This is a genomic window from Ureibacillus endophyticus (assembly GCF_003628435.1).
Classification (GTDB): Bacteria; Bacillota; Bacilli; order Bacillales_A; family Planococcaceae; genus Ureibacillus; species Ureibacillus endophyticus.
Genome location: NZ_RBZN01000040.1, coordinates 19,101 through 29,671, shown reverse-complemented (window position 1 = coordinate 29,671; position 10,571 = coordinate 19,101). Strand labels below are relative to the sequence as shown.

The following is a 10,571-nucleotide window of genomic DNA, read 5'->3' as shown; positions in this document are numbered from 1 at the left end:
AATTGTTTACTCATCGCTGTCTTCTGTCCGTCCTTATTCCTCTTGAAAGTCTAGTATATAAAAAATACCTGTGAATAGCACACTCTTTTTCAAGTGTCCTATCCACAGGTACCATATTAGAGTCACCTTAAATTTTTTATTTTCGTGTAAATTGTGGTTGGCGTTTTTCTACAAATGCGCGGACACCTTCTGGAAAATCATTCGCGTCTACAAAAGGAGTAGAGGATTTCCATAATACTGGTGAAGAATCTAAACATTCTTTTACAGAACGTTTAACCGCAAGTAATGAAGCAGGGGACATACCTGCTACTAATTTCCCCATACGGATGGCAAATTTATTTAAATCTTTCTCAGCCACTAAATAGTTTAACATTCCAGCTTTATAGGCTTCTTCGGCTTTATACATTCGGCCTGTAAAAACAAAGTCCTTTGTTGCGGCTGGTCCTACTAAGTCAACTAGGCGTTTGGCGAATTTATTATTTAACGTAATACCAAGTTTTCCTACAGGTATCCCCATACGAGCTTTTTCAGAACCGATTCGAATATCACAAGCTAGAGCCAACTCAAGACCTGCCCCCATTGCTGGCCCATTAATAACACCGATTACTGGTATTGGTAAATTTTCAATTGTTGAAATCGTTTTTTCCATATGCACAAAAGCTTCTTCAGCTTTCTCTAGTGAGATAGAATTAAATTCTTTAATATCCGATCCAGCTGTAAAATTTTCACCAGATCCGCGTAATAACAACACTTTATTTTTAGGATTTTCAAGAGTCTGTAACGCAATTTTAGCCAATTGATCCCACATATTTGCAGTTAATGCATTTTTTAATTGTGGTCGATGAATGGTAATAATCGCTAATCCAGCAGTTTCTTGTAAAATAATTTTTGCTTCCTCTTCTTCAAGGCGCGTAGTACGAACTTGCATGCAAAACATCCCCCTTAGTTTGTTTCACACATTATATACTAGAATAACTTTTCCTCCTACTAAATTGCGAATATTTAAGAAAATTATGACAAAGGTTAGGCAAATTTCACATCTTTTATAGTACCAACAGATTATCCGACACTTAAAATTACAAAAATTAATCAATGCACCTCATTAAAAAGCAATTCAAATCCATTTCACGTAAAATTCTGATAGGTAATATTTTGCATATTATCCGACACTTTTATATAATGGAATTAATTACTACCACGAACAACATCAACAGTGTAACAAAATCCATTCACGCAAAATTAAATAAGAGAAGTGAGGGTTGACAATTGATTAATTTTTACCAAGCTTATCTTGAATCATTAAACAAATCACCCCATACTATCAAGCAGTATTGTATTGATAGTGAACAATTTTTAAAGTTTTTAGCTGAAAAAAATATAAGTTTGAATTCAGATTGTACAAAGTTAGTTAAAGATTATATTGCATACCTTCTCGAAAAATATGAATCCATTACATCTGTTAATCGAAAAATCTCTTCATTAAAAAACTTCCTAAATTTTTTGCATATGCGTAATTTAATACGAGTAGTTCCTGTAGATGAACTAAAACCTCTAAAAGCTAATGAAAATAAAATTGCGATGTTGCCATCGGACGAACTAAGAAAAGTATTACGTGTTTGGTTTGATGTTCATTCCACTACCGAGGATGAAGAATTCAAATGGATTGCATTAAGGAATTTTTGTATTGTAAGGTTAGTAGCAGAACTAAGTCTAAAACCAGCAGAAGTAGTGAAAATGAAGTGGTCACATATTCAAAATCGTAATATTTCTATCATTACAAGAAAGAAAGCTAGAAAATTGGATATTTCAAGCACTATGTTAGATTGGTTAGCTTTTTATAAAAAGGAAACTGAGAATTTATTCCCCGAAAGTGTTGGGGTAGACTTTATTTGGCTAGGGGTTGGGAATAGAAGAAACCATCCTATTACCGAAAAAACGATTGAACGCATTTTTCAATTCGTTTCAAAACAACTAGGCAAAAAAGTAACCGCAACAACGATCAGGTATTCAACCATTCATGAAGAAGTATTAAAAACTTCAGATATTGAAGTATATAAACAGTTTGGATATGCTAGAAATAGTGTATTACAAGAACGATTAAGAAGATTTTCTTAAAAACGGGAGAGATTATGAGTAGCTTGAATCCAACAAATTGTAGTTTAATTTTAGAAGGTGGCACTTTCCGTACTATTTATACAGCCGGAATTTTAGATGCATTTTTAGATCATAATCTTATGATGCCTTATATTGTAGGTATTTCAGCTGGGGCAATTAATGCTTGTTCGTACGTTTCGAGACAAAAGGAACGTACCTATCGTGTATTAGCAGATTACCGAAATGATAAACGTTATATGGGATTTCGTAATTTTATAAAAGAAAAGAGTCTATTTGGATTAGAGTTTGCTTATGATATTGTACCAAACCAACTGGATTTATTCGATTGGGATACGTATAAAAAGCATGAGGGAACTGTGTTATTTGGTGTTACAAACGCAATAACTGGCAACATTGAATATATGAATGCATTAGAAATGGATAAAAAGTGTACGATGTTAAGAGCAACTTGTGCAATTCCAGTGCTATTCCCAGAAATAAAAATGAATGACACACCTTATTTCGATGGAGGATTAGCGGATCCAATTCCTATTAAAAAAGCGATTGAAGATGGGTATAAAAAGCATGTCATTATTTTAACTAGACCACATGGATACAGAAAGCATTTGGACCGTCAAAGTAAATGGGTGATGCGTTTATTACGAAAGAAATATCCAAAACTAGTTGAACAAATGGCAGTTAGGGCTGATAAGTATAATCAAACGGTAGAATTCTGTGAAAAGTTAGAGCAAGAGGGTAAAGCCATGATTTTCAGACCAGAATTTCCATTAAACAGTATGGAAAAAAATGTGCTAAACTTGCGTCAAGGGTATGAAATGGGCTATAAACTAGGCAACGAAAAACTTGCTCAATTAGTACAGTTTATAAACAATTAATAAATAAAAGGAGTAGCGAAATATGTTAAAAGAAAAAGTATTTGCGCAATTAAAGACTGCAATGAAAGAAAAAGATGCACTGGCGAAGGGTGTTCTTACTTTATTAAAGTCGGCTTTAGATAAAGAAGAGAAGGAAAAAGGAGCTCAATTAACTGAAGAAGAGGAAATCGCAATTGTAAACCGTGAAATTAAACAAACGAATCAAGCATTAGACGGTGCAAAACAAGCAAATCGCGAAGATTTAATTGAAAAAGAAGAAAACAAACTGGCAATTCTAAAAGGCTTCCTTCCAAAACAATTATCAGAAGAAGAAATCGTTGCGGTTTTAACCGAAGCTGGGGTAACAAAAGGAATGAACATGGGTGAAGCCATGAAAATTGCAAAACCATTATTAGCTGGTAAAGCAGATGGTGCTACAATGTCAAAAGTGGTGAAATCTTTAATTTCGTAATTTGAAGAACATAAAGAGTAGATGTGCGTCAAGACGTGCATCTGCTTTTTTGTGTGTTTTGAAGAGATTGGGACAAAAGTGGGTTTTTAAATTTATTTAGAAATAAAAGTTTTGAAAATCTGCTATTTAAAAAGTTGATTGGAATGGAGTGTGGCAGAGTGTAGCTGACGGCATTCGCCTTTCGCTACAGAGCAAATTGTATTCTGCATCGAAAGCGATAGCGTCAGATGCAAAGCTTCCTGCGGGAATAGCAAATTTATTTGCGACGAAAGCGTAAGCGACAGGAGCACTGAGCCGAAAATCCATTTTTGCCGGCCATAGTCGGCAAAAATTAGTTGAGGCCATGCCCGCGGAAAGCGTCCACACGGAATGGAAATCAACTTTCCACACATCAAAAAATCAACATTTTTCATTTAATAGAAATATTGATTTCTTTTGTCCCAGCTTCCTTTTCTGCAGCGAAGTTTCAATCTTTTCAATTTTTTCAGAAAAATTGTTGACAAGAAAAAAACTCTGTACTATATTAATAACAAGAAAAACGAACTGTTATAGTACAATATTACAAAGGAGAGATGTTATATGTCAATTTATCGAGAAGGCTATGAGTATTATGTTTCAAAATGTTTGGATTTTGGGCTTGAACCAATCAATTTTTATTATTACGTACAACAACTATCGGAAGAGCAACTTGATCAATATAATCAACAAGCTCAAGAAATGAAAGGAAGAATGTAAAATGACTGACTATAGAATCGGATATGAATATTACAAACATGCTTGCCAACAATATGGTTTAGAACCAGTAAATTTCCATTATTACATTTTAAATTTATCTCAAGAACAGCTTGATGCTTACAATGAGCGTGCCCAAAAGAAGAGAGGTCGAGATATTGAAAATTAATCGAGTCAATCAAATTACTTGAAATACTAACTTGTCCGTAGAAACAAGTTAGTATTTTTTTTGGCAGAATGTTAATAAACCTACAAAAATTTGAAAATGATGATAAAATAGCTATATTGGTTTATTCGACAAACACAAGACATATTTCAACAAATGTATATAAAATATACTCTAGGTATTTGAGATAATGGATTGTAATAGATGAGTGGAGGAAAACGATGACTAACGACATTCATTCTTCAACAAAGACAGCATTTATGGAACATACATATGATGAACTGAAAGATATAAAAGCAGCCCTCGATGAATCAGCCATTTTAGCTGTAACTGATCAAAAAGGTAATATTACTGCAGTCAATGACTTATTTTGTGAAATCTCAAAATATACTAGAGAAGAACTCATTGGAAAAAATCACAATATCTTAAATTCTGGTTTCCATTCTCGTTCCTTTTTTAAAGAGATGTGGAAGACTATTGGTAGTGGACAAACATGGCATGGTGAAATTTGCAACAAGGCAAAGGATGGTTCCTTATATTGGGTAAAGACTACAATAGTGCCTTTTTTAAATGAGAAGGGTAAGCCTTATCAATATATTTCTATCCGATCAGATATTACTGCACAAAAAAATATCACAATTTTAAGTCACTTTGCTAATCATGATGATTTAACAGGATTGCCAAATCGACGTAACCTTTCGAGAAGATTAAATGAACAAATAAGCAAAAGTATAAACAATAATAAAAAATTTGCTTTATTTTTTATTGATATTAATCGATTCCGGAACATCAATGATGCATTAGGACATAATGTAGGGGATATGTTTTTAATTGAAGTTGCTGATCGTTTAAAAAAATTAGATACAACTGGTAATTCGTTTTATCGTTTAAACGGAGATGAATTTGTATTTTTATTAGAAGATACCGATCAAATTCATTATTATGCTGAGAAATTCATGCAAAAGTTTAAAAAGCCATTTAGCTTTAATAACTATGAATTTTACTCAAGTATTTGTATAGGAATTAGTATATATCCAGACCATGGATTAACGGTGGATGATTTATTAGTAAGTGCTGATATGGCAATGTATGCAGCAAAAAATAAACGTGGTAATCAATACCAGGTCTTTAAAGAGAATATGAACGGGATGAACGACCGCGCTTTACTGCTGGAGTCAAAGCTACATAATGCAATAAAAAAAGATATATTAGAATTAGTGTATCAGCCTAAAATAGATGTACAAACGGAAGAAATGGTTGGTATGGAAGCGCTCCTTAGATGGAAGGACCCAGAATTAGGGAATATTCCGCCAAATCAATTTATTCCATTCGCCGAAGACTGTGGCTTAATCTGCGACATTGGTGAATGGGTTCTAAGAAAAGCTTCATTGCAAATTAAACAGTGGAAAGAACAATTTAATTTGGATTTACGAGTAGCTATCAATATTTCACCTATTCATTTTCAGGAAGTGAATTTTATTTCTCGACTCGTTTCAATTATCGAAGAAACAAAAGTAGATCCACACAACCTAGAGATTGAAATTACAGAAATGAGCATGATGGATTATAATAATGATCTCATAAATAAAATAACGGAAATGAAAGAATTAGGATTAACTGTAGCAATTGATGATTTTGGTACAGGTTATAGTTCATTAGGGTATTTAAAAGAATTTCCTATTGATGTATTAAAAATTGACCGCTCCTTTATTGTAAATATGAATGAAGGAGAGTCAGGGATTGCTATGGTTGCGGCGATTATTTCGTTGGCGCATGCATTGAACTTAAAAGTGGTTGCAGAAGGCGTTGAAACGGCGAAAGAACTTGAAATATTGAGAAAATATAATTGTGAATACGTACAAGGATATTATTTCAGCAAACCAATTAGCGTTGAAGAAATTACAGCTAAACTAAGTAGATAAGAAAGTAACAGGGACACTCATGGAAGGAGTTGTTCCTGTTTTTTGTTTCTATAAATAAAAAAAGCGCCAGACAGGGTACCTGTCCAGCGATAAAATTCTATTCACTCAATAAATTTTGTAGTTTTTCATATTCTTCATTTCCGATAGAATCATAATATTGATATAAAAGGTCTGAATCAACTTTGATTGTATCTTTATGATTTAGGTACAATTGCTCTGTTAAATGACGGATGATAATCGGTACTGGTTTGTTATGGTTAAACTGATTGATATGTTTTTCTATAAACGATTCTGAAAGCTCACACCATAAATTGTTACCGAGTGCTTCAAAATCGACATATTGTAAATGGGCATTTAAAAATTCATCAGTTAAATGCTCATTATATTGACAAACGATATTCCAATCAAGTGCGTCTCGATAACGGTGTAACCAGTGTGGTTCAAAGATTGCACTAATTAGTTCTACTTGCTTATCAGAGTATCCTTTGAAAATTGCATCCATTTCTTTATTGGAACGTTTTTTATAACCCATTTCATCATAAATTTGACAAGCTAAAGAAGGAATACCTTTCACCATATGTTCACTACCTGGCCACTTGTATAGTCCACGGTCAAATTCAAAAAATTGGAACTCTAAAATTTCTTCCTCTTCCTCAGGTACCTCGTCATCTAATAAGTGGATGGTACTATATTCACTAAAATACGTATCGTCTTCAATAAACAAATCAATTTCATCTTCAAAATGTTGATTCATTTTAACTTTTTGTCTACGTAATTCCTCAATAATATATCTTTTAAATGATGCTGAAAGTCGTGATAACACAGGATAATTATATTGCAAAGAAGATACATCGATTTGATCTAAATGGTCGATTAAATAGTTCTCAGTCAATAGGTCACAAGCGTAGCAAACATAAGAAAAATCAACATAATCCAAATATGCTTCAAATTCGTTTGGATGCAATTTCACTAAGTTGTAACGCCAAAAACAATAATCATGAACAAACTTCTTCGTAAAATGTGGGTTTGCCTCAAGGATATCTTTCATATCAAGGTCATCAATAATCGGTCCTACATAGGAAGGAATCGATGTTACATCAAAATCTTTAGGGAAGTTTAATTTTTCTAAAGATTGCTTAGGCTTAAATCTTCTTTTGCGATTCGGATGTGTTTTTAAACTATATGTTCCAATAGAACCTCGCTCATCAAGTAAAATATAAGCTAGTTCTTGTTTTTGATCGCGAGTAAGTTTCACGTTTTTTGGGAATTTTACTGAGGCATAATATGTAATATTAGCCATATCATAGAAAAATTTATAATCGCCCTCAGCCGTAAATTCAGAGCGAGATGAATTCTTTTTCCAATATAATAGTGCTCCATTTATCGGAGGGTAATTAGAAAATTGGATATTTGCAATAGAGAAGATATTATGAGAAAGAGACTCATCATAAACGGTTTTAATAAATTCGATATTTTTAATTTTCAGCATCGTATACCTCCATAAAACTATTATAAACGTTCAAATGAATTATCAAAATAAAAAAGTACTATAAAATTTTGTCGATATTCATAATTTTCTAGTAAAAAGAGATAGAATAGTCCACTTTAATATAATATTTTTTAATAAAGACTAATAGAACTAGATAAAGTAAAAAAATTTAAAGGGAGATCAATTCTGATCTCCCTTTTTACCGTTATTATTCTGTTTTTCAGATTTGTTCTTGTTGTTACTTTGAGATTGTTTTGCGTTTTCATTACTCTTTTGTTCTTTTTTAAGCTGTTGTTGTTCTACTTTTTCTTGTCCAGGAGGTGTTTGTTTCTCTTTCATTTTATTATTTTGAGGATTTGTATGCTCTGGTGTTATAGCTTTTTTGTTCTCGTTGTTTGGTTTTTGTATAGACTGTTTACTATTTGGATTATTTTCATTTTTCGATTCTTTTTCTTTAATTGGTGCCTCTTGATTTTTTATATCTTCCACTTCAGAAGGTTTTGAATGTTGTTTTTCTTTATGTTGTTTAACTGCTTTTTCAATTCTATCATTTAAATTTGTATCTACTTGATTTTTATAATTCGTTTTAATTTCATAATCTTCATTTTTGGGTGGAAATTCTTCTATTACATCAGTAATAACGACATCTATCGATTTACCTTGATAATGATTGAGTTCAAGTTTTTCATCTTTAAGTGATCGTGCTGAAATAACTTTCCCGTTTTTATCTACCTTAAATTCAATCGATTTTTCCCCTTCTAATTGAATAGTTGCATAGACATTGTTTGATTGATAAAACAATGAAGAGGTTAGGAGTAACATAATTAAAGCAGCTACAATTGCTGGTGCTAAAAACTTTAAAGTCTTACGGCGATTAGGGGTAGCAGTTAATCGAAATTCTACTTCATCACCAATTTCAGCGTTAGCATGCAAAGGAATGCCGCGAAGAAATTCACCATTTCTTGTCATGAAAATCATATCATATTTATTTTTTTCACAAACAATTCCTTTGTAGGTCCGCATTAAATGATTTCTCCTTTTACATAATCTTTTAAGAAATTAAAATCACTATTTAACAATAATACTACTGCAATAATGTATTTACGATGACGTTCAATGGTTTTTCTTGATACTTCAACTAGTGACTCAATCTCTTTTATAGGTAGTTTTTTATTTGCTATTAAATAGGTATAAAGCTCATCGCTCTCTGAAATGATTTGAGCAATATAAAAAGCAGTCTTTCTTGAATCCGTATGTTTTGGAGAGCATTTGGTTAGCTCTTTGAAGGATAAATTGTAATTTGCAAGAGCTTGTCTGTATAGAACTAACTCTTCTTTTCTAGCTTCAACTTGTTGTGTTTCTGTATATGTATGGATTGATTGATGATCTAAAAAGGTTTGAGATGATTCATCGACGTATTGTAATTTTTCGTTTCGAGCACTTTCTTGACGTATAAAATCAACTAATCTTCGTTTGATGATTAAGTGGGCAAAAGTAAGAAATGATGCGCCTTTTGAAGGTTCAAAGGTGACAATTGCGTCATGAAACGCATTCATTGCAATACTAAACTCTTCATCATGTTCGTCAATGGGTCGTTTACAAACAAAGGAAGCAGTTTTTTTCATAAATGCGGTATTAGCAAAAAGGAGGTCATGTAAAACCTCCTTATCGCCTGCTTTTGCTAATTGAGCAAGCTCATTCATATTTTGTTTTTTATTAAAGATCCCATGAATAATAGACAAAAGCATACATACCCTCCGTTATTGCTCAATGAATTCCTTGATTGTATATGGCTTTCACGGAAATGAAAAGTAATCCTTGTGTATTGAAATAATATTTTAATATTATTGGATAATTTTACTCTTTATTTTTTCCAGCTTGTTTTTCTGCATTGTGATTTGGTTTTAACGCTTCTAATTCAGATTTATGTTCAGCTTTTAAAGCTTGTTTTTCTTCTTTTTGTTTTTCTCTCAGCTCATTTTTCTCTTGTTTATGTTCTTCTTTTAGAGTCTTTACTTGAGTTTTTGTTGCTTGTTTAGTAGTTTCCTCAAGTATAGGCTTTGTAGCAGGTGCTTTCGTTTCATCAGTAGTAGTTTCTTGTTTTTTAGCAGCTTGTTTTGCTTCAAATTTCGCGATTGCTCTTTCTGCGTTTCTTACAATCGCAGCTTTTGCTGTATCATTACCTGCATTTTCATAAGCTTGTTTTAATGCCACTAAGTTACCAGCTGTATAACCAGCAGGAATTTCAGGGAATTTAGATACTTTGTTGTTATCTTCTGATGTTGTTTCAGCTTCAGATTCTGTAGCTGTAAAATCTTCAGTAGGTTCAACCACTTCTGTTGCTCCTGTATCCTCTGTTTCTTTGTTTTCTTCAGATTCTGTAATTAAATCGCTAACATCCACCACATTAGTGTCACTTTGTTCAGTTGTCGTGTTTTCATCTGTTGTAACATCAGTAGTAGTGTCTAATGATTCATCTGTTGTAATTTCTGTTGTTTCATCTGCTGATTTAAATAAGTTTTCATCTGCTAGTGCAAAGCTTGATCCTGCAATTGTTAATGATGCTGCAAGGATTGCTACGCCTGTTTTTTTGAATTTCATATTAGTCACCTCTATTTTTATTTGTCCAATTTAACCTCGGACACTTATTTATTCGTAGAGTAGTAGAATATTTATGGGGGTAGGTTAAAAATTTGTTTAAAAACTTCAAACTTATGACCGAGGGAAATCAAATTATTAATATGTTATTGTATTAATATAGTTTTAATACTTTTCATGGCGGTTAATGATAAAAACCGCTCTTTTTTTTGGACACAAAGTA

Annotated in this window: 11 protein-coding genes; 6 read left to right on the top strand and 5 right to left on the bottom strand. The window is 32.5% G+C overall.

Translation table 11 applies throughout. The annotated features are described in order from the left end of the window. Positions 1-136: 136 nt before the first annotated feature. Positions 137-928, bottom strand: coding sequence for an enoyl-CoA hydratase/isomerase family protein (locus D8M03_RS13605; protein WP_121215372.1), 792 nt, complete (start codon positions 926-928; stop codon positions 137-139). Positions 929-1,266: 338 nt separating this feature from the next. Here D8M03_RS13605 and D8M03_RS13600 point away from each other — a divergent pair, with 338 nt between their 5' ends. The 6 genes from D8M03_RS13600 (at position 1,267) to D8M03_RS13575 (ending at position 6,261) form a co-directional block, all read left to right on the top strand. After that, positions 1,267-2,115: a tyrosine-type recombinase/integrase gene (locus D8M03_RS13600; RefSeq protein ID WP_121215371.1), complete on the top strand. Its 849-nt coding sequence runs from the start codon at positions 1,267-1,269 to the stop codon at positions 2,113-2,115. Positions 2,116-2,129: 14 nt separating this feature from the next. Next, positions 2,130-2,990 (top strand): patatin-like phospholipase family protein, encoded by an 861-nt coding sequence (locus D8M03_RS13595; protein WP_121215370.1) that lies wholly within the window; start codon positions 2,130-2,132, stop codon positions 2,988-2,990. Between the two features lie 22 nt (positions 2,991-3,012). Next, the gene (locus tag D8M03_RS13590) at positions 3,013-3,441 is read left to right on the top strand and encodes a GatB/YqeY domain-containing protein (RefSeq protein WP_121215369.1); all 429 of its coding nucleotides are present in this window, start codon (positions 3,013-3,015) and stop codon (positions 3,439-3,441) included. Between the two features lie 579 nt (positions 3,442-4,020). Next, positions 4,021-4,176, top strand: a complete 156-nt coding sequence (locus D8M03_RS13585) for a transcriptional regulator (RefSeq protein ID WP_121215368.1) — start codon at positions 4,021-4,023, stop codon at positions 4,174-4,176. Between the two features lies 1 nt (position 4,177). Further along, entirely contained in the window at positions 4,178-4,342 is a 165-nt protein-coding gene (locus tag D8M03_RS13580; RefSeq protein ID WP_121215367.1) for a transcriptional regulator, read from the top strand. A gap of 218 nt (positions 4,343-4,560) precedes the next feature. Beyond that, on the top strand, positions 4,561-6,261 hold the full coding sequence (locus tag D8M03_RS13575) for a sensor domain-containing protein (protein ID WP_245987609.1): 1,701 nt from the start codon (positions 4,561-4,563) through the stop codon (positions 6,259-6,261). Between the two features lie 97 nt (positions 6,262-6,358). Here D8M03_RS13575 and D8M03_RS13570 read toward each other — a convergent pair whose 3' ends face one another. From D8M03_RS13570 to D8M03_RS13555, 4 genes are all read right to left on the bottom strand, one after another. Further along, positions 6,359-7,750 (bottom strand): nucleoside-diphosphate sugar epimerase, encoded by a 1,392-nt coding sequence (locus D8M03_RS13570; protein ID WP_121215366.1) that lies wholly within the window; start codon positions 7,748-7,750, stop codon positions 6,359-6,361. Positions 7,751-7,930: 180 nt separating this feature from the next. After that, positions 7,931-8,773 (bottom strand): anti-sigma factor domain-containing protein, encoded by an 843-nt coding sequence (locus D8M03_RS13565; RefSeq protein WP_121215365.1) that lies wholly within the window; start codon positions 8,771-8,773, stop codon positions 7,931-7,933. Continuing rightward, positions 8,773-9,498, bottom strand: a complete 726-nt coding sequence (gene sigI, locus D8M03_RS13560) for an RNA polymerase sigma-I factor (RefSeq protein ID WP_121215364.1) — start codon at positions 9,496-9,498, stop codon at positions 8,773-8,775. The genes D8M03_RS13565 and sigI overlap by 1 nt, the downstream gene beginning before the upstream one ends. A 109-nt stretch (positions 9,499-9,607) precedes the next feature. Beyond that, on the bottom strand, positions 9,608-10,351 hold the full coding sequence (locus D8M03_RS13555) for a hypothetical protein (protein ID WP_121215363.1): 744 nt from the start codon (positions 10,349-10,351) through the stop codon (positions 9,608-9,610). Positions 10,352-10,571 lie beyond the last annotated feature (220 nt).

Coding starts and splice junctions, on each gene's coding strand:
- D8M03_RS13605 (WP_121215372.1), bottom strand. CDS start 928: ATGCAAGTTCGTACTACGCGCCTTGAAGAAGAGGAAGCAAAAATTATT.
- D8M03_RS13595 (WP_121215370.1), top strand. CDS start 2,130: ATGAGTAGCTTGAATCCAACAAATTGTAGTTTAATTTTAGAAGGTGGC.
- D8M03_RS13590 (WP_121215369.1), top strand. CDS start 3,013: ATGTTAAAAGAAAAAGTATTTGCGCAATTAAAGACTGCAATGAAAGAA.
- D8M03_RS13585 (WP_121215368.1), top strand. CDS start 4,021: ATGTCAATTTATCGAGAAGGCTATGAGTATTATGTTTCAAAATGTTTG.
- D8M03_RS13580 (WP_121215367.1), top strand. CDS start 4,178: ATGACTGACTATAGAATCGGATATGAATATTACAAACATGCTTGCCAA.
- D8M03_RS13575 (WP_245987609.1), top strand. CDS start 4,561: ATGACTAACGACATTCATTCTTCAACAAAGACAGCATTTATGGAACAT.
- D8M03_RS13570 (WP_121215366.1), bottom strand. CDS start 7,750: ATGCTGAAAATTAAAAATATCGAATTTATTAAAACCGTTTATGATGAG.
- D8M03_RS13565 (WP_121215365.1), bottom strand. CDS start 8,773: ATGCGGACCTACAAAGGAATTGTTTGTGAAAAAAATAAATATGATATG.
- sigI (WP_121215364.1), bottom strand. CDS start 9,498: ATGCTTTTGTCTATTATTCATGGGATCTTTAATAAAAAACAAAATATG.
- D8M03_RS13555 (WP_121215363.1), bottom strand. CDS start 10,351: ATGAAATTCAAAAAAACAGGCGTAGCAATCCTTGCAGCATCATTAACA.